The organism is Arthrobacter sp. 754 (assembly GCF_040548695.1).
Taxonomy (GTDB): domain Bacteria; phylum Actinomycetota; class Actinomycetes; order Actinomycetales; family Micrococcaceae; genus Arthrobacter.
In genome coordinates, this window is record NZ_JBEPSC010000001.1 from 964,332 (window position 1) to 986,473 (window position 22,142).

General features: G+C 66.0%; 21 protein-coding genes. 10 read left to right on the top strand and 11 right to left on the bottom strand.

Features of this window, described 5'->3' with window-relative positions; genetic code table 11:
* Nucleotides 1–16: 16 nt before the first annotated feature.
* The 3 genes from ABIA70_RS04560 to ABIA70_RS04570 all read left to right on the top strand — a co-directional run bounded on the left by ABIA70_RS04560 (nucleotide 17) and on the right by ABIA70_RS04570 (nucleotide 1,960).
* A complete protein-coding gene (locus ABIA70_RS04560) occupies nucleotides 17–340 on the top strand; it encodes a hypothetical protein (RefSeq protein WP_354146371.1) in 324 nt (107 codons plus the stop codon).
* 104 nt (nucleotides 341–444) lie between these two features.
* Complete coding sequence (locus ABIA70_RS04565) at nucleotides 445–1,197, top strand: GAF domain-containing protein (RefSeq protein WP_354146372.1); 753 nt, start codon at nucleotides 445–447, stop codon at nucleotides 1,195–1,197.
* Between the two features lie 10 nt (nucleotides 1,198–1,207).
* On the top strand, nucleotides 1,208–1,960 hold the full coding sequence (locus ABIA70_RS04570) for an SDR family oxidoreductase (protein ID WP_354146373.1): 753 nt from the start codon (nucleotides 1,208–1,210) through the stop codon (nucleotides 1,958–1,960).
* A 167-nt stretch (nucleotides 1,961–2,127) separates the two neighbouring features.
* Here the strand turns inward: ABIA70_RS04570 and ABIA70_RS04575 are convergent, their stop codons facing one another.
* A complete protein-coding gene (locus ABIA70_RS04575; protein ID WP_354146374.1) occupies nucleotides 2,128–3,162 on the bottom strand; it encodes a metallophosphoesterase in 1,035 nt (344 codons plus the stop codon).
* Nucleotides 3,163–3,345: 183 nt separating this feature from the next.
* Between ABIA70_RS04575 and ABIA70_RS04580 the strand changes: the two genes are divergently transcribed.
* On the top strand, nucleotides 3,346–3,594 hold the full coding sequence (locus tag ABIA70_RS04580) for a hypothetical protein (RefSeq protein WP_354146375.1): 249 nt from the start codon (nucleotides 3,346–3,348) through the stop codon (nucleotides 3,592–3,594).
* On the opposite strand, the gene ABIA70_RS04585 is transcribed toward ABIA70_RS04580, so the two are convergent.
* The 4 genes from ABIA70_RS04585 to ABIA70_RS04600 form a co-directional block, all read right to left on the bottom strand.
* Nucleotides 3,591–5,015 carry a MinD/ParA family protein gene (locus ABIA70_RS04585; protein WP_354146376.1) on the bottom strand — a complete coding sequence of 475 codons (1,425 nt, stop codon included), beginning with the start codon at nucleotides 5,013–5,015 and terminating at the stop codon, nucleotides 3,591–3,593. The genes ABIA70_RS04580 and ABIA70_RS04585 overlap by 4 nt on opposite strands.
* 200 nt (nucleotides 5,016–5,215) lie before the next feature.
* Entirely contained in the window at nucleotides 5,216–5,353 is a 138-nt protein-coding gene (locus ABIA70_RS04590) for a hypothetical protein (RefSeq protein ID WP_354146377.1), read from the bottom strand.
* Between the two features lie 75 nt (nucleotides 5,354–5,428).
* A complete protein-coding gene (locus ABIA70_RS04595) occupies nucleotides 5,429–6,715 on the bottom strand; it encodes a glycosyltransferase (RefSeq protein ID WP_354146378.1) in 1,287 nt (428 codons plus the stop codon).
* A 13-nt stretch (nucleotides 6,716–6,728) separates the two neighbouring features.
* On the bottom strand, nucleotides 6,729–7,337 hold the full coding sequence (locus tag ABIA70_RS04600) for a TetR/AcrR family transcriptional regulator (RefSeq protein ID WP_354146379.1): 609 nt from the start codon (nucleotides 7,335–7,337) through the stop codon (nucleotides 6,729–6,731).
* Nucleotides 7,338–7,473: 136 nt separating this feature from the next.
* Between ABIA70_RS04600 and ABIA70_RS04605 the strand changes: the two genes are divergently transcribed.
* The 3 genes from ABIA70_RS04605 (at nucleotide 7,474) to ABIA70_RS04615 (ending at nucleotide 11,022) form a co-directional block, all read left to right on the top strand.
* Complete coding sequence (locus ABIA70_RS04605; RefSeq protein ID WP_354146380.1) at nucleotides 7,474–8,733, top strand: multidrug effflux MFS transporter; 1,260 nt, start codon at nucleotides 7,474–7,476, stop codon at nucleotides 8,731–8,733.
* Between the two features lie 92 nt (nucleotides 8,734–8,825).
* Complete coding sequence (locus tag ABIA70_RS04610) at nucleotides 8,826–10,496, top strand: sensor histidine kinase (protein WP_354146381.1); 1,671 nt, start codon at nucleotides 8,826–8,828, stop codon at nucleotides 10,494–10,496.
* A 220-nt stretch (nucleotides 10,497–10,716) separates the two neighbouring features.
* Complete coding sequence (locus ABIA70_RS04615; RefSeq protein ID WP_354146382.1) at nucleotides 10,717–11,022, top strand: hypothetical protein; 306 nt, start codon at nucleotides 10,717–10,719, stop codon at nucleotides 11,020–11,022.
* A 67-nt stretch (nucleotides 11,023–11,089) separates the two neighbouring features.
* Here ABIA70_RS04615 and ABIA70_RS04620 read toward each other — a convergent pair whose 3' ends face one another.
* The 4 genes from ABIA70_RS04620 to ABIA70_RS04635 all read right to left on the bottom strand — a co-directional run bounded on the left by ABIA70_RS04620 (nucleotide 11,090) and on the right by ABIA70_RS04635 (nucleotide 14,400).
* On the bottom strand, nucleotides 11,090–11,872 hold the full coding sequence (locus ABIA70_RS04620; RefSeq protein ID WP_354146383.1) for an ABC transporter permease: 783 nt from the start codon (nucleotides 11,870–11,872) through the stop codon (nucleotides 11,090–11,092).
* A complete protein-coding gene (locus tag ABIA70_RS04625; protein ID WP_354146384.1) occupies nucleotides 11,872–12,615 on the bottom strand; it encodes an ABC transporter ATP-binding protein in 744 nt (247 codons plus the stop codon). The genes ABIA70_RS04620 and ABIA70_RS04625 overlap by 1 nt, the downstream gene beginning before the upstream one ends.
* Nucleotides 12,616–12,643: 28 nt before the next feature.
* Entirely contained in the window at nucleotides 12,644–13,459 is an 816-nt protein-coding gene (locus ABIA70_RS04630; RefSeq protein WP_354146385.1) for an MBL fold metallo-hydrolase, read from the bottom strand.
* An 80-nt stretch (nucleotides 13,460–13,539) separates the two neighbouring features.
* Entirely contained in the window at nucleotides 13,540–14,400 is an 861-nt protein-coding gene (locus ABIA70_RS04635) for an SGNH/GDSL hydrolase family protein (RefSeq protein ID WP_354146386.1), read from the bottom strand.
* Between the two features lie 74 nt (nucleotides 14,401–14,474).
* Here ABIA70_RS04635 and ABIA70_RS04640 point away from each other — a divergent pair, with 74 nt between their 5' ends.
* From ABIA70_RS04640 to ABIA70_RS04650, 3 genes are all read left to right on the top strand, one after another.
* Nucleotides 14,475–14,618: a hypothetical protein gene (locus ABIA70_RS04640; protein ID WP_354146387.1), complete on the top strand. Its 144-nt coding sequence runs from the start codon at nucleotides 14,475–14,477 to the stop codon at nucleotides 14,616–14,618.
* 173 nt (nucleotides 14,619–14,791) lie between these two features.
* Nucleotides 14,792–16,768: an APC family permease gene (locus ABIA70_RS04645; RefSeq protein WP_354146388.1), complete on the top strand. Its 1,977-nt coding sequence runs from the start codon at nucleotides 14,792–14,794 to the stop codon at nucleotides 16,766–16,768.
* A gap of 86 nt (nucleotides 16,769–16,854) precedes the next feature.
* Nucleotides 16,855–17,706 carry a hypothetical protein gene (locus tag ABIA70_RS04650; protein WP_354146389.1) on the top strand — a complete coding sequence of 284 codons (852 nt, stop codon included), beginning with the start codon at nucleotides 16,855–16,857 and terminating at the stop codon, nucleotides 17,704–17,706.
* On the opposite strand, the gene ABIA70_RS04655 is transcribed toward ABIA70_RS04650, so the two are convergent.
* Complete coding sequence (locus ABIA70_RS04655) at nucleotides 17,684–18,865, bottom strand: acyltransferase family protein (protein WP_354146390.1); 1,182 nt, start codon at nucleotides 18,863–18,865, stop codon at nucleotides 17,684–17,686. The two genes, ABIA70_RS04650 and ABIA70_RS04655, sit on opposite strands and share 23 nt — an antisense overlap.
* 175 nt (nucleotides 18,866–19,040) lie before the next feature.
* Nucleotides 19,041–21,485 carry a sensor domain-containing protein gene (locus ABIA70_RS04660; protein ID WP_354146391.1) on the bottom strand — a complete coding sequence of 815 codons (2,445 nt, stop codon included), beginning with the start codon at nucleotides 21,483–21,485 and terminating at the stop codon, nucleotides 19,041–19,043.
* Between the last annotated feature and the right edge of the window lie 657 nt (nucleotides 21,486–22,142).

Genomic DNA, 22,142 nt, shown 5'->3' on the forward strand with positions numbered 1-22,142 from the left:
GGGAAGGCTTTACCTCATGAACTCGAAGCTCAACATTCTTGTCCGCGTGGATCTCGACCACGCACGTGCCCAGGTTGTCGCCAAAGGCCACATCACCGTACACAGCGTCCAGGCCCTTTATGTAGTGGTCAAACGCGCCAACTCACTGAAGCAGGGGCTCACCCTCGAGCTGGACATCAGCAACGCGTGGGTCGACGACGAAGCGCTGGAGCAGTTGCAGGACTGCTCCCGGAACCACCACCTTCCCTCGAAGATCGACCCCCAGCAGAAGCGGTGCAATGTCAGTGTCCTGGCCCCGCGCGCCCCTGCCCTGGCTGGAACGGCTCTCCTCGCCGCCTGATCTGTCGGTATGCTGGTTGTGGAGCGGGTGCAGTTTCCCGTTCCCGGCCCAAGCAGGGGGCACCCTCCAGGACACAAGTGTCCTGATGCCGAAGGTCTGCTCCTGTGCCCCAACGTCTCCCACTCAACGAATTAGCCTTCACTGCTGCGCGCATCAACGGCCTCCTTCTGACCAGGGAAAAGGCCCACCGTGCAGTGGGGCAGCTTACTGAGGGAATCCGTGACGCTCTCCCGCCTGGTTCAGGTGCCGGCGTGTCGTTGCTGGACGAAGAGGGCGGCGACGAACACGACGGCGGGGCCAGCGTGGGTTCCACAGATGCCGTGGTGCTGGAAGCTGACGCCGCGCAGTATGGGCTCCGCCAAGGTCCTTGCCTGACGGCGTGGTCCACCCGGGGCACCGTGTTGGTCCGGGACGCGGGCACTGATGACAGGTGGCCGCCGTGGTCCCGGAGCGTCAGCGGTTTGTCCATCCGGTCGGTGGTCAGTTCGCCCCTGACGGTGGGCACCAAGTGCCTGGGGACACTGAAAATCTACTCACCGCAGCCCGCGGTGTTCGACGCCGCCACCGCCCGGACCCTGGAGAAATTCGCCGTTGCCGCATCAACATTGCTGGACAACGTGCAGGGTTCCGACGCTCCGCGGCGCTTTACGGAGGTTCTGGGGGCTGCCCTGCACAGCCGGGACGACGCCGGCCGGGCGCAGGGTGTCCTGATGCACCAATACGGCTTCAGCCCGGACCGCGCCCTTGAGGAATTGCTGCGCAGGTCGAGGGCCAGTAGAAAGCCGCTGGCCAGCGTCATTGCGGAAATCCTCACGGGGACCGGCCGTGCTTCCCTGCGGAACCCTGACCCGGCATAAACTTCGAAGTATGAAGATTGCGGTTGCCGGGGGAACCGGAACAGTGGGGCGGCATGTGGTCCGCATTGCGCGTGAACGTGGCCACGAGGTGGTCAGCCTGTCGCGTGGCGAAGGCGTGGACCTGGTCAAGGGCAAGGGGCTGAACGAAGCCCTCCAGAAGGTGGACGTGGCCATCGATGTGTCCGGCATCCGGGATTTGTCCACGAAAAAGAACGTTGACTTTTTCACCACCGGCACCCAGAACCTGCTGGCCGCGGAGAAGAAGGCCGGCGTGAAGCATCACGTGCTGCTCTCCACGGTGGGCATCGAAAAGGCCCCGTCAAGCATTTACGCCGGGAAGCGCGCGCAGGAGGAAGCCGTCATTCATGGGGACGTGCCCTGGACCATCCTGCGGTCCACACAGTTCCACGAGTTCGTGCCGATGACCCTCGGTTATACGTCTGCCGGTCCGCTGGCCATGGTTCCGCGCATGCTGCTGCAGCCGGTGGCTGCCGCGGAGGTCGCGGAGGCCCTCGTGGACGCGGCGGAGGCGGGACCCCGGGGACGCCTGACTGACATGGGCGGCCCGGGCAAGGAGCTGCTGGCAAACCTGGCCCGTGCCTACGTCCGCAAGACTGGCCGGCGGAAGCTGGTGGTGCAGGTGCCTGCCCCCGGACCCGTAGGCAAAGCGATGCGCAAGGGTTACCTGCTCCCGGGACCGGCTGCCGCCGTCGGACGCCAGACGTTCGATCAGTGGCTGGATGCCACGGCCGCGAAACGGTGAGCACGGGTCTGCCTCTCCCTCGTGGGGCACATTGCCGCCGCTGGCGGGCAATTCGGACTCAGGTGACGGCGTGTCTGTGTCGAAGTGCCCCACGAAGGCGGCTGTCCAGATGGCTGGAGGCCATCTCATAGCGTGCCGGCTGGGCGGCGGAGCCTCGGTGTGGGCCCTCAGCGCTGGATGACGAAGGAGTCCTTAAATAGGGACCCCTGCGCTGGCACGAACTTGGCGTCCAGCCGTTTCGTGTTGACCGTGACATCCAGGACTCCGAAGGCCCCGCCGTTGTTGGCCCCGGACCAGGCTTTGAAGTAGCCGGCCTCGGTGTCGTTGCCGTTGACGCCGTGCAGGCCGTAGCCCCCGGTCCCGGCCGTGACGAAGACGGTGCCGTTGCCCTGGGCATGTTTGCTGTCGGTGTCGGCCACACAGTTCCGGTCAAACGTTCCGGCCCTTATATAGCTGCAGCGGTCACCGACGCGGAGCTGGTTGGTCCTTTGGTAGGCGTGCTGGTGGCCGGTGACCACCAGATCCACGTTTTTGCTGATGAGCATGTTGGTCAGGGGCTCGCCCACGTCGCAGTCATAGCGGCCCATGCTGAAGCACAGTTTGTGCATGGCCACCACGGTCCAGGGGATCTTCGCTTCTCGGGCGCCGTTGATGGCGGATTCAGTCCAGGCCAGGCGTTCGCTGCCCTTCGAGTAGTCAAGCTGCACCCCGTCCTGGAAGGTCAGTCCCGGCGAGATGAGGATGAACCGTACGAGGGGCTGGTCCTGGGGAACGTCCACGTACCACTGCTTGCCGTACTCGCCCTGGAGTCCCGGGAGCCTGTTGGGCAGGCACTTGACGAATTTGCCGATGTCGCCGTCGCTGCCGTCGCTCTCGTGGTTCCCCGCAATCAGTTCGTAGGGGAACTCCTTGCCGAGCCTTCCGGTGACCATGTCGCAGAACGCCCCCTCCGCGCCTGCCTGGTAGGAGAAGTCCCCGACGGCAAGATTGAGGTCAGGCTTCAGCTCGGCCATTTTGTCGAGCACGTTCCCGGCGGCATCACCCAGCCCTACATCCCCTGCCGCAGTGAAATGCACGGACGGTCCGCCGCCTCCCGAGCCGTCCACGGAGGGGCTCGCGGGGTCGCAGCCTGCAGCTCCGAGGCACACCAGAACCGCCAGCGCGGACGCCTTCAGGCAACGCTTCACGAAGGTCGTGGCCAAGGCCTTCCTCTTCCCTCACCGACCCCATTCCGGACCCCACCAGAATGTACTGAGCATACCGCCGTTGCCCTGCGTCACCCCTACCCTGGATGCACTCCTGCGGCCCGCCCCTGCCGATTGCGGAGACCCACAATTTCCCGCACAGTTACTTCCGCGAAACCCGAACGTGCGTATTATTCATCCATGTGGACAAAACAGCACCTGACCTACTGCGTCACCTGTGGCAGGAACACCAACCAAGTGACGCACTACCGGAAGGACGACGCCGGCGGCTCACTGACTGCCGAGGTCCAGTGCGCTGAGCACACCGAGGCTGTTGTCCACGGCGACGTGAGCAGCGCGCACGCCGCTTATGACAGCGCCCACGCCGCTTATGACAGCGCCCGGGGCGCGGTCAGGCCCTCTGACCACATGGGCATGCAGTCCCTTTAGCGGTACCCGTCCACAATCGCCGCCGCGATCTCCTTGTAGGCCCGCCGCGTCTCCGGCCGCAGAACGTCCAGGGTGACCAGGTCGCCGTCGGCAACGCCACGGTCGTGCGGGACGGCGATGAGCTGGCGGCAGATCCCGGCGAGGTGTTCCTCGATGGCGTCCTTGTCCACGCGGGAGGAAACCTCGTCCTTGTCCGTGATGACCACAATCGCGTTCCGGGCCAGGTCCTCGTACCCGTGGCTGGCCAGCCAGTGCAGGGTGCTGCGGGCACGCTTGGCACCTGAAACGGCGTACCCGGCGGCGATCACCAGGTTGTCCGCTGACTGGAGGATCCCGCTCATGGCGTTGTGCGTCACGCCGGTGCCGCAGTCGGTCAGGGCCACGGAGTAGTAGTTGGAGATCAGCTTCCGGATCCGCAGGTACTCGGCCGCGGTGAGCGAGTCCGAGACCTCCGGGTCCTGCTCCCCCGCGATCAGGTGCAGCCGGCCGGCGTGGTGCATGTACCGGGCCAGGGCCGTGAGGGAGTCGATGGATTCGATGTTGTTGAGCAGATCCGTGATGGTGCGCGGGCTGGACTGCTGGTAGATCCCCTCGCCCAGGGCGCGTTCCACGAGGTCGCCGGAGTCCGGGTTCGCGTCGATGGCGCAGGGCGCGTCGCCGCGGAATTCGGCCAGGGTCAGGCCCACGCCCACCGTGGTGGAGGTCTTGCCGATGCCGCCCTTGAGGCTCAGCACCGCGGTGTTGTAGCTGCCCTGCAGCTGGCGGGCGATGCGCCGGCCGAGTTCGTCCTCGTCACGCTGTTTGGCGCTGGGCCCCATGTTCCAGGCCCCGCCGGTCATGTTGTAGACCGCGCCGCGGACGCCGCCCACCGGCCGGGGCTTCTGCTCCCGGACAAACAGTCCCGGCGAGCTGATGAAGTCAGGCATGGGGGTGTCCGCAATAACGTCCGCAGCGGTCGGCCGGGCCCGCCGGAAGGCCGGCGCTTCGTCAGGAACGGACGACGACGGCGGCGCGGCGTCCACGCCGTCGTCCACCGTTGTGGAGGTGGCGGGCACGGCCTCGGCTGGCTGGTGTGCGTCCGGCGCCTCCGCCGTCGGGAGCTGTGCACCGATGCCGCCCAGCGGCTGTGGCGTGACCGGTGGCCTCGCCGGGCGGCGGGTGGGGGCGGGAAGGAAAGCCGGGGTGCTGGCCTGGTCGGCGGCGGCAGCGGCCTCCGCCCAGGAGCTGCGGCGCGGAACCGGTGTGCCGGCGTCGGGCGCTGGCGTCTCGGAAAGGTCGGGAGTTACTGCTGGCATGGTTCCTGTCCGGGCATCCGGCAGCGGCCCGTCGGCGCGGCGCAGGTCGCGGCGTCGGCGGGTCGCGGGCGGCTGCCCTGCATGGTCTGCAATGGCGCGTGCGTTCTTATCCGCCGGATCTGGCATGTCTGTCCCCCCGGACGTCGGCAACTGTTCTGCGGCACTTACTGAACTGCAAGTCTAGGTGCTGGGCGGAACCGCGGGGTCAGATCCGGGTAAGGGCGGCCACCACAACGCCGGCGGTGAGGACCAAAAGGATTGCGAGCACGGCGTAGGCCTGCCACTTGGGACGGCCCTTGTGGGGGTTGATGTCGACGTACGGCATGTCAGCTTCGGTTACTCCTCGTAGCGGGCACCCGCACTGCCCGCCGTTTCAGCCGCAGGACCTGGTACATGGCAGCGAACGGAATGAGCAAGGTGCCGAGCAGCGCACAGAGCGCCAGGGCATAGTCAATGAGAGCCAAAGCGGCCTCCGTTGGTAGCAGTGATCCCCCATGTGATCACCAGCAACGCTAGCCGCAGGTCACACCTGTGACAAATCACTCAGGGCCGTGTCCCTTGTCCAATTCCCGGTTTCCGCGGTTCTGCACCGGACGTTCCGGTGTGGAGATCAGGCGCGACTCGATGGCGTCGGCAGCGGCCACAGCCCCGCCGGCCGCCCTGAAGCCTTCAGCCACCCGTTCGGCTCCCGCCCGCAGTGCCATCGCCGCCGCAACCGATTTGCGGAGCCGCGCCGGAGAGAGCCTCCTGCGCGGCAGACGGGTGCCCGAGCCGCTCACCTGCACCCGGCGGGCCACCTCCAGCTGGTCACGGCCGAACGGGACCACGCACACCGGAACCCCGTGGGCGAGCGCCTTCTGGGTCGCCCCCATGCCGCCGTGGGTGACGGCCACGGCCGCGCGGTCCAGCACGGCGTTGTGCGGAACAAAGGCCTTCACCGTGGCATTGGCCGGAATGTCCAGGCCGGCAGGGATGCCCGCAGGCATTGTGGCCACCACGTGCACGGGTTCACCGCGGAAGGCCTCCAGCGCCGTGCGGACCAGCACCCCGTCGTCCTGGAACTCCGAGGAGGTGGTGACCAGGATGATCGGCTGCTGGATGGCATCGAGCCAGTCGGGCGTTTCCTGCGGCGGGTCCCACGCCGAGGCACCGATCATGACGACGTCGGGCCCCCAGTCCGTGGTGGCGTATTCGAGGGGTTTGGCGGTGGTCACCAGCATCAGCGGCGCCTTGCGCAGGAATTCCTCGGCGGATACAACTGGCGGTAGCCCCACGTCTGCCCGCAACGCGTTGATACCCGGCGTCAGTGCCCCCTCCACAGCGCCCAGCACCAGCCTGCGGAGCACCGCGTCCCGGACCTGGCCGGCCACACCGCCCAGCGGAGGCACACCGGGACCGAACGGCGGCGTACCGGGCGAATGAAGCACCGGGATGTACGGCGAGAAGGACGCCCACGGGCCGCCCCACGCTTCGGCAGCGAAGCAGGCGCCCCAGGCGTTGATGTCCACAAGTGCAGCATCCGGCCGGACGTCATCCACTGCTGCCTGGAACGCGGGAGCGTCGAACCGGCCGCGGGCGGCGAAGGTCTGGGCCGCGGCTGCCAGGCCGCGTCTGGGGCCCCGGACCAGGTAGTCGTCATGGGAAATGGCCTCGACGCGGGGATCCAGGGCAACGGCCGTGAATCCGAGGTCCCGCATCAGCCCCACCTTGCTGGCGAGGGTGCGGACGTGCACTTGATGGCCGCGGTTCTGCAGTTCCAGGAGCACCGGGGTCATGGGGAAGAGATGCCCGATGGCGGGCGAGGTGTAGGCGAGGATGGTGGACATCAGGTCACGTCCTTTATGAAGGAGCATTCATTGTGAAGGGAGCAAGCATCTCCAGGAGGGCCTGCTCGGTCTGGCTGCGGCTGAGCCCGCTGTCGAGGCGCAGCAGCTTCCAGGTGTAGACATCGCAGATGGTCACCAGCTGGGCGGTCCGCCGGGTACGGACGGAGCCACGCCGGCCGGGCAGGAACGGCGCGAACGCCTGCTCGCACCATTGACGGTGGAAGAGCCGTCCCTCGTCAGCCAGACCCTTGATGGCGGGCAGTCGCTCTTCCTCGGCAAGCATCCGCAGGACGCGGCTGCCCATGAGCTCGTAGTGGTCCATCAGGTTGGCAACGGCCCCGGCGACGTCACCGGGGGTCACGTGTGCCCTGGCTTCCCGGACCTTTTCCGACTGGCGTCCGGCCGCGGCGGCGAAGAGCTTCTCCTTGTTTCCGAACCGGCGGATGACGGTCTGGACGGTGACTCCGGACCTCGCCGCCACTTCCTCAAGCCGGATCTGGTCCGACGGCTGTTCCCAGAAGATTTCGGTGACGGCATCCAGAATGGCCTCGCCGGTTGCGGCGGCGGACTCGGAACGGGCGCCCATCCGGTAAGGCCGTCTGGTCTCCCCGACCATTTTCATATTAACAACGTTAACTTGAAATTGGCGGCCGTCAAGAGGCAATCCGTGGGCCAACGCCACCGGCGACACATAGCCTGCCCGCTCTTACCGGACTATTAGAATCGGCAGGCAACCCCAACCATGCCGAAGGATCTCCATGGACTCTCCCCACCACGAGGACCGCTTCCGGTCCCGCCTGAACCTCACGGGGCGCAAGGACCGGATGTTCCTGGTGGCGGCGCTCGGGATCCTCAGTGCTGTCAGCCCCATGGCAACGGACATGTACCTGGCGTCCATGCCGCACATGGTGGAGTACTTCCGGACGTCCACCTCCGCGGTCCAGCTCACCCTGACCGCCTACATGGTGGGCATGGCCATGGGCCAGTTCCTGCTGGGGCCGATCTCCGACGTCCTGGGCCGCCACCGGCTGATGGTCGCCGGGAACGTATTGTTCCTGCTCAGCTCGGTGGCCATTGCCCTCGCTCCCAGCATCGAGGTGGTCCTGGCTTTACGCGCGCTCCAGGGTGCGGCAGGCGCGGCGGGGGTGGTGATCGCGCGGGCTGCCGTCTCGGACATGGCCACCGGCCGGCAGGCCGCCAAGCTCTACTCGATGCTGGCCACCATCACCTCCCTCGCACCGGTGGTGGCACCGCTCCTCGGCGGCGTGATCGCCACCGTGGCGCCGTGGCAGGCAGTGTTCTGGGCGTTGACCGGCTTCGGAGCCCTGATGCTGGCAAGCTCAGTGTTTGTGGTCCCGGAAACCCTGCCGCCGCACAAGCGCCACCGCGGCGGGGTCGGGGCGGTGGTGGGCGCGTCCTGGTCTGTACTGCGCACGCCGTCGTTCATGGCCTATGCGCTGACCTTCGCCTTCACCTTCGGGGCGCTGTTCTCCTACATTTCCGCATCGTCCTTTGTGGTGCAGAACGTGCTTGGCTACTCGGCACTGGGTTTCTCGGTGATCTTCGCCGTCAACGCGGGCGCGATGATCGTGGGCGCGCTGGCCAACACCCGGCTGGTGGACCGGGTGGAACCCGCGATGATCCTGCGGACCGCGGTGGTGGTCATGACCATCGTCAACGTGGCGGGCCTGGGCCTGATCCTGGCCGGGATCACCGGCTGGACCACGCTGGTGCACCTGTTCCTCACGCAGTTGTGCGTCAGCTTCGTCATGGGCAACACCACCGCACTCGCCCAGGGGCGCGTCCCCGGGCGGGCCGGCGCCGGGTCCGCCGTGCTGGGCCTGCTCCAGTTCCTCGTGGGCGGGCTCGTGTCCCCGCTCACCGGCGTGGCCGGGGAGCACAGCGCGGTCCCGATGGCGGTGTCCATGGCCGTGTGCTGTGCGCTGGCACTGGCGGCGGTGCTGGTGGGACGCCGGCTGGCCGCTTCGGGTCTTCCGGGAACCGAACCGGTGCGTTAGGACCTGTTCCAGGTCCGGACGACGCCCGGATTCCCAGACCAGACCCGGGACTGGCAGTAGGCTTCGTAATTAAGGCCAGAATTCAGGCATGGATGGGGGACATCTTGTTTTTTGAAGCGGTCGAGAGGTACTTCCGCACGCTGGGCCATCGCGGGCGGACCGTGATGTTCCAGCTTCCGCTGTCCATGACGATGCTGCTCGTTACGTTGCTTACAACGTTTCTGCATCCGGCGCTCGAGTGGTCCGGTCCATTCCTGTACAGCCTGGCAGTCCATCTGGTCCTGCTCGCTGCCTGCGCGCTCGTTCCGTGGGAGCGGTTACCCAGGCCAGCCGTACTTATCATCCCCGTGCTGGACTGCCTGGCCATCGGCCTGTCACGGGAGGCAGGTGACCAATACCTCGCCGTACTGGGCTTCCTGCTCGTTTTTCCGGTCGTCTGGCTCTCTGTCGGCAAGCATCCGAGCGGAGTAGTCCTCGCCGTACTCGCGACCATCCTCAGCGCCGTTCTCCCCCCGGTGATCCTCGGCACCGGCTTCACCAGCGCCTCCTTCATCAGGATTGCGCTCCTGCCGGTGATTCTTGGCGCCATCGCACTCACAACCCACGCGGTCGCGAACGCGATCTCCCGTCAGCGGCGGCTGCTTGAAGACCAGGACACTGAGGTCCGGAAGCTCCTGACTGCAAGTGAACACCGCGAGCAGCTGCTGGGCACAGTCATGGACACCGTCAGCGTCGGCGTCTGCGCCCTCGACGCCCAGGGCCGGACCATACTCGTGAACCACCGCTTGAGCAGCCAACTCGTCAACCCCCTCAGTGACTTACCGGCTGCCGACCAGTACCGCATTCCCGTCTACGGCACCGACCGGGAGCATCCCCTGCCGCCCGACCTGCACCCCCGGACCCGGGCAGCCAGAGGCGAGGCCTTCACCGACGAACTGATCTGGATCGGAACCGGAACAGGGCAACGGGCCTACTCAGCGACCTGCAGGCTCATCAAAGACTCCGACGGGCCGCACTCGGGCGCGGTTCTTGCCTTCACCGACGTCACAGCGCTGGTCGAAGCGCTGTCCGCGAAGGACCAGTTCGTCGCCAGTGTCTCCCATGAACTGCGCACCCCGCTGACGTCGATTCTGGGCTACCTTGCCCTGGCGCTGGACGAAGGCCCCCTGGACGCGGAAATGGACCACTACCTGACCGTGGCCAAACGCAACGCCGAACGGCTGCTGAACCTGGTCGGGGACCTGCTCACCGTCGCCGCCGGCGCCCTGACAGTCGACCCCCGTCCGGCCGATCTTGCCGAAGTCGCCGCCCAAAGTGTGGAAGCCGCCAAGCCCAAGGCCAAGGCCGGCGGCGTCTTCCTATCGCTGGAAACAGACAGTCCAGCCACCGGACGGTTTGACCCGGACCGGCTCGGCCAAGCCCTGGACAACCTGATCTCGAACGCCATCAAATACACCCCCGACGGCGGCACCGTCACCGTACGGGTCAGCACAGCCGGAAACCAGCTCAGATGCGAAGTCAGCGACACCGGGGTCGGAATGACTGAGGAGGAACTGGCACAGGCGTTCACCCGCTTCTTCCGGGCCGCCAGCTCACACTCGTCCACGATTCCTGGCGCCGGCCTGGGGCTGGCCATCACCCGGTCCATCGTCGAAAACCACAGGGGAAACATCACCCTTTTCAGCAGCATGGGTGAGGGAACCACGGCAGCAATCACCCTCCCCGGGGCGGACACCGAGGCCCTCTCGCTGGCACCGAGGTAGCTGCCCGATTTGACCGTAAGCATACTTAGCATTAGTGTTTTCTGAGTGAACGGCGCTCAGCGAATAATGTAACTCGATAGTGGTTGGAAGAATCTGGGGCCAATGCCCACCAACTGCCGCAACCGCGAGCTAGCCCGATTTCACCGCCGTATTCCACGGCCGCACAAGAAGCAACCAATCGAGGACCCCGCACCGGGGCCCATACAAAGGGAGCAAAACTATGTCATTTACCAAAAAAGCCACCGCAGCAGCCGCCGGAACTCTTTTCCTGCTTGGCGCCGTCGCAGCACCATCACAGGCCGTGGGCAACAACACCCTCAATGACGGCCTGGTCAATGTCACCGTTGGCGATGTCATCGTCAAGGACGCTGTTGATGTCAACGTTGCAGCGGCCGTCGCCGCCACGCTCTGCGATGTTGCCGACATCGGATCAATCGCCGTTCTGGGCGAGGCAGTGGACGCGTCAGGCAACGATGCAACCATCTGCGACACCGCTACGGGCCCTGTCCGTATCGTGAATAACTGATACCTCGGCATCACCAGAAGCAGCTCCGGCCAGACGGCCGGGGCTGCTTTGTCGTTGTTGCCCTTTCTCACCCGGAGCTGATTTGCATGCCCTTCCACCATTGGCCGGTAATGATGATGCCCAGCGCGGAGACCGGGGCGCAGAGGAAGAGCTGCAGCGGGGTGACCGTTTCGGCCGCCGCCGCGCCGCCCATGCCCATCCATAACCCGGGGGCCGCATAGGGAAACCACGCCCCGGCACCGAACGCGGTCACCACCTGGGTGATGACCACCAGGAGCACCAGTGCGCCGACGCCGGGAAGATAGCCGCGGGCCATGCTGGCCACCACCGCGAGGGGACAGGCCAGCAGGGCCGCCAGGACGCCCGCGGCCAACGCCTTGCCCGCGACCAACAGATCCTCAGGCCCGGGTATGCCCAGACCGATAAGGGCTCCGGCAAGAAAGGCGACCGCTACGCTGACCAGGCACAGCAGCAGGGCCCAGAGCATGATCACCGTAAACTTCGCGTACGCAAGCCGCCGCCGGCTGACAGGCAGGGCGAACAGGCAGGCCTGGGTCTTTTCGGTGAACTCACGCCCAAAGCACCAGCACACCACGAAGCCAACCCCCATCAGCCCCCCGACGGATTCCAGCATCCCCACCATCGCCAGGTATCCGGTCCAGCCGGTACCCGTCAGCATGGCCGCGGCTTTGAGCCCGATCTGGCTGGACCCGTCGGCGGTGGCGGCAACCATGAAAGCCGCAGCAAGAACCGGCAGGGCAACACCGAGCAGGGCAGAGACCGTCCGCACCACCGGCGCTCGCCGGAATTTCAGGGCCTCGAATTCGATGGCCTGTCCGGAAGCGCCCATCATGGCTCCAGCCCGTGGTCGTTCAGGTCGGACTGCAGTACCAGGTCAAAGAAACTACGCTCAAGGTCCACAGCCCCCGGCTGCAGCGTGCCGATGACCCGTCCCCGGTGGAGCACACTGATCCTGTCCGCCATCCGCGAGACCTCGTCAAGGTGATGGCTGGAGACCAGGACGGCGGCGCCCCTGTCCCGGCATGCCTCCTGGAGCAGCCGGCGAAGCACGATGACACCGCGGGGATCCAGTCCGTTGGTCGGTTCGTCCAGGACGAGGACGTCCGGGCCGTGGACCAGGGCAGCTGCCAGGCCCACACGCTGCCGGTTTCCCAGCGACAGGGTCCCGGCCCGCTGGTCGGCATATTGCCCTAGACCCAGCTCTGACAACGCCCGTGCTGCGGCGGACTCTGCGCCGTCCTTACTCATTCCGTGCAGCCGCGCGGAGCAGTACACGTTCTCGCGGGCGGTCAGCTCCGGATAGGCGAACGGGGTCTCGAGCATCTGCCCCACCCGGGACCATAACTGTGCCTCTGCGCCGGAAACCGGAAGCCCCGCCAGGCGGGGCGAGCCGTGGTCCGGCTTCAGCATTCCCAGCAGGATCCGCATCAACGTCGTCTTTCCGGCCCCGTTCAGTCCCACCAGGGCGTGGATCTCTGACGGACCCACGTCCAGGGACACAGCGTCCAGGACGCGGAGACCGCCCAGCGTTTTGGATACCCGCTCCGCCTGGATCGCTGCTGCCGGTGTCATCCGGTCACTCTCCCCTGGTGCAGCAAACCTAGTGCAGCGGCCGGGTCTCCTGCAGCCGCTTGATGAACCAGCGGGACTGCTCCGGGCCATAGGGCAGCACGGGGATGGCCTTGGTGGCGTCGGTGGGGGTTTCGCGGATGGACTGCTGGGCCTGGCGGACGGCGGTGGTCATGGTGTTGGCCATGGTCTTGACGAACTGGTCGCTGCAGGTCTCGCCGTGGCCGGGCACCAGGAACTCGTAGCGGTGGCGCAGGGCTGAGATGTGCCGGAGCGAATCCGCCCATTCCTCCGGGTAGGAGTCCTCGAAGGACGGGTGCGCGCCCTGTTCCACGAGGTCGCCCACGAAGAGTGTGGTGGGGCTGCCCACCAGGAGGTCGCCGTCCGTGTGGCCGCGGCCGAGGTAGAAGAGCGTGGCGGTCACCCCGCCGAGATCCACCAGCACGGGCTGGTCCTTGACGATGGCGTTGGGCACCACCAGTTCCACGTTCTCGCCCTCGCCGGTGGACATCTCCGGCTCCAGCGTTCCGACAAACCGGCGCTGCAGGTCCCCGTGCGCCTCGATCTCGCGCGCACAGTTCTCGTGCCCCCAGAACTCTGTGACGCCGTCGGACGCGAACACGGCGTTGCCAAAGAAATGGTCGTAGTGGGCGTGGGTGTTGACGACGACGAGCGGCAGGTCCGTCTTCTCCCGCACCGCTTCGAGGATCTCTTTCCCCTGCCGCGGCCCGCAGCCGGTATCGATCACCATGGCCCGCTCCGAGCCCACAATCAGGCCGGTATTCAACAGTGAACCTTCGGTGACCAGCACGTAGTTGTCCGCGCCGACGTCGAGCCATTCTGACATTGTTACTCCGTACCTCCGGAAAGCACTTGCGTTCGTCTTTGGCCTTTGATTCTACCCACGGGCCCTTCGCGGAGGCCGGTTCATTGGACCAGGGTGTTCCATGCCGCCAGGAACCTGTCGGCAAGGTAGCGGTGGCCTGCAGTGTTCACGTGGGCGCCGTCGGCATAGAACTCCTGGCTGTTGGCGGCCGTGAACCAGCCGGCACCGTAGGCGTCGATGAACGGGGTGTTGGCGGCTGCGGCTCCTGCACGGACGGCGTTGTTCGCGTCGCGGAGATAGTCAGCCAGCGGCTGTGGCGCGGAGGGCCCCAGGACCACCACCTGGACGCCCGGCCAGAGCGTCCGGGCCAGTTCGACGGTCTCTGTGGTGGCGGACTGGATTGCGGCAGGGTTGTTGGACAGGGCATCGTTCTGCCCGCCCTGAAGAATCAGGAGGTTGGGGACGAAGGCAGGGGTGGTGGCGGCAATTCCCCGCAGCCGGACACCGTATTCCTGGCCGCGGTCGTCCCGCGAACCACCGCCCCACACGAATCCTGTCCCGCCAATGGCGTCGATGTTGGCAGGGAAGCCGAGCTCGCCGGCCACCAGGTATGCCCAACCCTGGTCCACCCGGTCTGCGCCGTCGCCCGCAGTGTACGAGTCGCCCACAATCAGCAGGACGGGCTGGGCGGGAATCCGGATTTTCAGCGGCTGGGCCGACGCGGCGGCAGTCTGCGTCGCTGTCGGCGTGGGCCCCGGCGTCGCACTGGCAGAGGGCGTGGCTGTGGCAGAGGGCGAAGCAGCCGGCGTTGCCGTCGCGGTGCCTGCGGCGTCGCCTGGACCGCGCGTATTCATCACTGCGAGCGCGGCCACCCCGAAGGCAACCACCGCCAGCACCAGAAGCGCACCGTATCTGATCCACTCCTGCCTGGTCACGCTGACGCCCCCACCGTTTCTCTTCACCCGCCAAATCTAGCGGTCCGTCATCCGTCATAGGATTTACCTGCACGTAACTTCCGTACCCTTACACTCTGGGTATGGGGACTAAACAGCACAAGACCTTCTGCCCGTCGTGCGGCAAGACCACCAACCACGTGACCCGCTATCAGAAGGACGACGGCGGCGGCCCGCTGATTGCCTCGGTGCGGTGTGCGGAGCACTCGGAGTCGGTACCCACCTGAGGCTCCGCGGGTCTGCGCGCGGCTGCGGGACATGTTCGCGGCCACGGCTTTCCGGACATCCTCCTGGCGCGTTAAGGATTCGCAAATAAAAACCCTCTCCCCGATCCGCCGTTCAGCGCCGGTGTTAGCTTCGGCAGTGGACGCGGTGCAGTGCGCAGCGCGGGGAAGACACCATGACCACGTTGAGCAGGCCCCCTGCTGATCCTTCCGAGCCCCGGCCACGCGGCACCCAGGCCCTGAAGAACTGGCTGCTGTTCGGGCTCCAGGACCGCAAAGGCACCCATCCCGGCCCCGGCGCCGTCGGCGGTGACAGCCACCAGCAGCATCCGTGGTGGCAGGTCATGTGCCTCACCGGTGTGGATTACTTCTCCACCCTGGGCTATCAGCCGGCCATCGCGGCACTGGCCGCCGGGGTCATCTCACCGCTGGCAACGCTGGTGCTGGTGGCCGTGACCCTGCTGGGCGCCCTGCCGGTCTACCGCCGCGTCGCCGGCGAAAGCCACAGCGGTGAAGGGTCGATTGCCATGCTGGAGCGCCTGCTGCCCCGCTGGCGCGGCAAGCTCTTCGTCCTGGTCCTGCTCGGGTTCGCCGCCACGGACTTCATGATCACCATGACCCTCTCCGCGGCGGACGCGACGGCACACCTCATCCAGAACCCCGTGGCCCCGGGCTGGCTGCAGGGCGAGCAAGTCCCGGTCACCCTCTTCCTGCTCGCGCTGCTGGGCGCCGTGTTCCTGCGCGGATTCAGGGAAGCCGTCGGCGTCGCCGTCGTTCTGGTGGTCCTGTACCTCGGCCTTAACGCTGTGGTGGTGGCCGCGACGCTGGTCCAGGTCTTCGGCCACCCGGTTGCCGTCGGCGGCTGGTGGACCGCCCTGCTGACGTCCCATGGGAACCCGCTCATGGCGGTGGCGATCGCGCTGATTGTTTTCCCGAAGCTGGCACTTGGGCTGTCCGGCTTCGAAACCGGGGTGGCCGTCATGCCCCAGGTCCGGGGGGACGGGGACGACACCGCGGAGAATCCGGCGGGCCGGATCCGGGGAACCCGGCGCATGCTCACCACGGCCGCGGTGATCATGAGCGGATTCCTGATCACCACCAGCTTCATCACGGTGGTCCTGATCCCGGAGCAGGAGTTCCAGCCCGGCGGCCAGGCGAACGGCCGCGCCCTGGCCTACCTGGCCCATGAATACCTCGGCGTGGGCTTCGGCAGCATCTACGACATCAGCACCATCGCCATCCTGTGGTTCGCGGGCGCCTCCGCCATGGCAGGGCTGCTGAACCTGGTGCCCAGGTACCTTCCCCGCTACGGCATGGCCCCGGGATGGGCCAAAGCCGTGCGCCCGCTGGTGCTCGTCTTCACCGCCGTCGGGTTCCTCATCACCTTCCTGTTCAAGGCCGACGTCGACGCCCAGGGCGGCGCGTACGCCACCGGCGTCCTGGTGCTGATGACCTCCGCCGCCGCCGCGGTTACCCTCTCGGCCCGCCGCCGTGCCCAGCGCAAACGCACCGTCGGCTTCGGCGCCATCGCCGTGGTCTTTGTCTACACCACCGTTGCCAACATCTTCGAACGCCCTGAAGGGATCCGGATCGCCGGGATGTTCATCCTGGGCATCGTGGTGATTTCCCTGCTTTCCCGGGTGGGGCGCTCCTTCGAACTGCACGCCACCCGCGTCCACCTGGACCGGCAGGCCCTGGAATTCATGTCCGGCACCCTCGAAGGCCCCATCGCCATCATTGCCCACGAGCCGCTCCGAACCTCTCCCGAGGCCTACCAGGACAAACTTGCTTCAGCCATCGAAGTCAGCCACCTCCCCCTCGGGCAGGAGTCGCTGTTCCTGGAGGTGGTGGTGGACGATTCCTCCGACTTCGAAACCGAACTCCACGTCCGCGGCGTGATCCGCCACGGGTACAGGATTCTCGAAGTTCACGGGCCCGTTGTCCCGAACACCATCGCGTCGGTCCTGCTCCACATCAGGGACGTCACCGGGCTGATGCCCCATATCTACTTCCGCTGGACCGAAGGGAACCCGGTCACCAACCTCGTGAAGTTCCTGTTCCTGGGTGAAGGCGAGATCGCCCCCGTCACCAGGGAAGTTCTCCGCGAGGCGGTGCCGGACGTCACCAAACGCCCCTGGGTCCACGTGGGCTGACGTCATGGGCACCGCTCCCCATCGCGGCCTCCGCCGGGCAAAGGCATGATGGTCCTTGTACTTTCGCGCCGAATATTGGGGAACAAGTGAATAACAACCAGCAGCCAGGATGGCCGCAGCAGCCCAACAACCAGCCGCAGCAGCCGGACGACGGGCAGGGCCAAAGCTGGCCGCCTCCCCACCCCCAGCAGTACGGTCAGGCTCCCGCCTTCACCCAGCCCGCACCGAAGCCGGGTATGCCCGTGTGGGGCTGGGTGGCCGGCGGAGTGGGCGTGGTGGCTGTCATCGCCGTCGCGGGTGTCCTGGCGTTCAATGGCCTCTCCGGCGGAAATAAGAGGCCGGATGCCGTGCCCGCCCCTGCTCCCAGCGCGAGCGAATCGGCCCCTCCCCGGGAGTCGGCCGACGCCTCGCCCAGCTCCGGAGCAGAGGCCGCGGGTGCCATCTACCTGTTCAACGAGTCGGATTTCAGCACCCCGCCCGCCTGGGCCATCCAGGAGCCGAAGGGCTGGACCAAGGAAGAGGTCAAGGACGGCATGCTGCGTTACCGCAACGCCGGCCTGCAGTGCACCTTCACCACCTATCAGGCGGTCCTGGAGCCAACCGGGGAAACCGGCGATGAGGCCACCACGGCGCTGGTCATGGCCTCGGAAATCGAAGCCGTGAGGTCGTCCGCCGGTAAGCCTGTGGAAGTGGTCGACGACGCCGCGTCAACCTACGTCAGCCTGCGCGACGGCGGACAGGACATCGAACTCCAGGAAGCCCGGCTCCGCTTCAAGAACGACAAGGACGTTGACGTCACCTACCGGATGGCCGTCCGTGCCACCGCCAGCAGCAACGGGCTCATGGAACTCGCCTTGGCCTGCCCCGGCAGCCTGGCCACCGAGTCGGAGCTCTGGCAGGACCTGACCGACGGCGTCAGGATGGTCGACGCGCCGTAACCGTGCCGACGTCGGGCTCCAGCTTCCTGGAGGCCCAGCGCCGGAGGGGCCGTTCCACGAACCGGAATGACAGCCAGGCCATCAGTACGGTCAGGGCTGCCGCCAGCGGCACTCGGAGCCAGAGGGACGGAACCAGCGGGATCAACAGGAGGTAGACCGGCAGGTGCCAGAGGTACGCGGCGTAGGAGAGGTCGCGGCCGGGGTTGGCAAGCCAGGGGTGGCTGAGGATTCTCGAGGCGAAACCGGCCGGCCGGAGGACGAGCGAGCCGATGACCACGCCGGACAGCAGTGCCAAAACCGTGGGGCCCGCGGACCAGAAGACAGCAAACCAGGCTCCCGGCGTGGCCGGCTCTTTGAGGGCGAACACCGCGGCCACCAGGGCGAGCCCGGCGAGCGGGCCGGCCCAGCGGGCCGCGGACTGCAGGGAGGCTTGGACCCGGGACCCGGGGGTGACGGACGCAAACACGAGGGCCAGTGTGCACCCCAGCAGCAGCTGGTCGGCCCTGGTGTCGGGCCCGTTGTACAGCCGGGCCAGCGGTGCCCCGCCGAATACGAGCAGAGACCGCGAGACGAGGAACCCGGCGGCCAGGACTGCGGTCAACCAGGCGACCGTGCGGACCTTCCAGAACCGCAGCATCACTAACAGGAGCAACGGCCAGACGAGGTAGAACTGCTCCTCCACGGCCAGTGTCCAGGTGGGGCTCAGCGCGTTGCCGCCGGTGGAGGAACCGAAGGCGCCGAAGTTGGCCAGGTTCATCACGTACGCCGCCGCAGGGATGGCATTAGCGCCCTGGCCGCCCCACCCTGACTGGGGAAAGACCAGAGCCACGGTCACCACGACGGCGCAGACCGCCAGCAGCGCAGGCCAGAGCCGGGCGAGCCGCTTGGCGTAGAAGACACCCAGGCGCAGCCGGCCGGTGGCCTGGTACTCCTTCATGATCAGCAGAGTGATCACAAAGCCGCTGAGCGTGAAGAAAACGTCGACGCCGATGGACCCGCCGGGGGTCAGTTCCGTCACCGTATGGAAGAGGAAGACCATCGCTACCGCCACGGTCCGCAGCCCGTCGAGGGCGTGTTTCCGTCCCGAAATGAGCCCGTTATTGGGCGCAACAGGGCGTTCCAGAGTTGTTAAAGTTCCGCTACTTGACCAAGAATTCACCCATCCAGCTTACATAACGTTTCTATAACCCCGCTGGGTGAAGGCTGGATGAACGCTTAGTACGCGGCCTAGATATCGGCCAGCACGGACCCCGGGTTCACTATCGCATCGGCGACAAACCCCAGTATTCCGGCCGCTGTTCGTTCCTACCGCACCTTTGAAAGTGGGATAACACTCACGCCTGCCGCTGTGTGAATTCTCGCGGGCGCGGAAGTGCGGTCTGTGTGTTGAGCCATGCCGGGACGTGTTCCGGGGCCAGCGGCTCGCTCCATAAGAAGCCCTGGGCCAGATTGACGCCCAGGCGGCGGAGTTCGGCGAGCTGTCCCTGGGTTTCGACGCCTTCTGCGACGACGTCCAGCCGGAGGCTTTTGGCCATGCCCACGACGAGTTCGATCACTGTCCCACCGTGGGGGTCGATGCCAAGTTCGCGGATGAAGGTGCGGTCAATCTTCAGCGTGCGGGCCGAGAGCCACTTCAGGTAGCTCAGGGACGAGTAGCCGGTGCCGAAATCGTCAATCGAGATCTGCACACCCAGGCGGCGCAGACGCTGCAGGCTCTCCTTCGGCAGGTCCGGTTCACCCATGAGAACTGTTTCGGTTATTTCCAAATGCACCGCGGCAGGATCGATACCGGCGGAAAGAATTGCGGCCTCCACGATGTCGGGAAAATCGTTTGCAACGATCTGGCGCCCGGAAATGTTCACCGCTGCGGTCAAGTCGCCGGCCCCGGGCACCTCGTCGCGCCACTGCTGCACCTGGCGCAGGGTCTCCCGCAGTACCCATCCGCCGATGGGGAGGATCAGCCCGGTCTCCTCGGCGATGGGGATGAACGTGTCCGGCATGATCAGGCCATGTTCCCGGTGGTTCCACCGCAGCAGCGACTCAAAACCGACGGGCGCTTCAGTATCGAGGTCCATCACCGGCTGGTAATTCAGGCACAGTTCTCCGCGGTCCAGGGCCTGGCGCAAATCGGACTCCAGATCCAGCCGCCCACTGGCCTGCCGGGTCATCCGCGCGTCGTAGATGACCGACGCGTCACCGCCGGTTGATTTCGCCCGGTACATGGCTGTGTCTGCCCCGCCCAGCATGGACTCGGCAGTCTCATCCGGGCCGGCCAGGGAGATACCGACGCTGACGTTGAGAAAGACCTGCCGGCCATCGACTTCGAAAGGGGCCCTGACGCAGTCTCTGATCCGTTCAGCCAGCAGCTTGGCGGCACGCATCCGCATGTTCTCGCAGACGATGATGAATTCGTCCCCGCCAAACCGGGCAACAGTGTCCCCGGCCCGGATCGCCTTCAGCAACCGGTCCCCCAGGAGCATCAAGATCTTGTCCCCGCCTCCATGGCCGATGCCGTCGTTGATCAGTTTGAACCGGTCGATGTCGACGAACATCACCACCGGCCGGGCGCCCCGGTCGAGGAAGCTCTGAAGTACCTCGGTGATCAGGTACCTGTTCGGCAGCCCGGTGAGGGCGTCGTGGCGGGCCTGCCATTCCAGGATCTGTTCAGCGTTCTTGCGGTCCGTGATGTCCAATACTGTGTCGAGGAACCGCAGGGGTTTTCCGTCAGGGCCGTTCACGCTCCGGATCCGTGAATGGAGCCACCGCTCTCGGCCATCGGGCCTGATGAACCGGTACTCGAAGTCCGCGAACCCCAGGCCGGCCTCCAGGCTTCGCCATACCTGGCTGACACGGTCACGGTCCTCCGGATGCGTCCGTTCCAGCATCCACTCCCGCGATGGGGATTCACCCGGACCCATGCCCAGGATCCGCGCAAATTCCTCCGAATGCCAGATCTCCCCTGTGGGCAGGGTGTGCTCGACGCTTCCAACATGCGCCATCTCCTGGGCGGCCAGGAGCCGGCGCCGCTCCGCCGCGGCTTCTGACTTCAGCCGCTTGATTTCGGTGATGTCCCTGGCAATGGCGGACGCCCCGAGCCGCTCGCCGTCCTGGCCGTAGACCGGGGAAACCGTCAGTTCAACGTCAATCAAGGACCCGTCCTTGTGTTTCCAGCGGGCCTCCACTCCGGTGACGAAGGTTCCGTTGCGGATGCGCGCAGTGACCTGGTCACTGAAGTCCGCCGCGTCCCGGGTAGTGAGCAGATGGTGGGCCTGGCCGACGGCTTCCGCGGCACTCCAGCCGAACATTCTGGCTGCGCCCGCATTCCAGCTGGTAATTTTCCCTTTCAGGTCAGCCCCGATGATCGCGTCCCCGGAGGACTCCACCATCGCCGAGAACCGGCGCAGGACGGCCTCTGTGTGCTTGCGGTCCGTGATGTCCTTGGAAATCGCGACGATGTCCACGGGAACGGTGTGCCTGCCCCTGATCGGGCTGACCGTTCCGTGGACCGGAAACTCCCGTCCGGCCGGGTGCCGCATCCACAGCTCTCCAGACCAATCCTGGCCCTGGGCCAACCTGTCGGCGATCTCCTGACCGGTCGGGCCCGGACCATGCGAGGCGAGACTGCTGACGATACCCAGGTCAATCGGAGTCATCCCCAGCACCTCGGCAGCACTGAAACCGTACAGACGCTCCGAGGCACGGTTCCAGTAAGTGACCCGCCAGTTGCTGTCCATGCCGATCACCGACTGGCCGATCTCATCCAGCAGCAAAGACTGCATCAGCAGATCATCGTGATGCTCCCCAGCCATTGTTCCCCCGACTTCCAGCCGAACCGGTACCAAGCGCCTGAACCTGTGGGTGAAGTATAAGTCGTTCCGGGGTCGGTTCGTCTATGACCCGGCCGGGGCCGCCTCGGTCTGTATGACCCATGCGGCCGCCGAGAAACGTTTGGAAAGCCAGCTACTATTCGGCCGTCGAATGATCAGTCCCGGCTGTACGGTTGAGCCCATGGTCACCCAGAGCGCGAATTTCGACAATGCCGGCTTACCCCTCGCGGTTGGCGGAACCCACGCGTGAGAACCATTACATGCGTTGTCCTTGCAGCACTGGCTCTGTTGTCGGCCCCGGCTGTTGCTCATGCTGATGCTGAAACTGACCGCCCGCCCTCACAGACATTTCCTTCTCCTTCGCCTTCCTCTGCCCTGCCTGACGGGGAGCAGCGCTACATCGTGAGATATGGCAACGATGTGAATGCAGAAGCGGTATCCAGTTCCCTCCAACAACGAGGGATCGAAGTCACAGAGACCCTTTCTCACGTAATGAAAGCGTCAGTCATTGTGGCGACGTCCACTGAGATAGACACACTAAAGAAATCCGAAGACGTAGCATCAGTTGAGCGGGACACCCCTTTCTCAATTTCGGGCGCTACATCCATC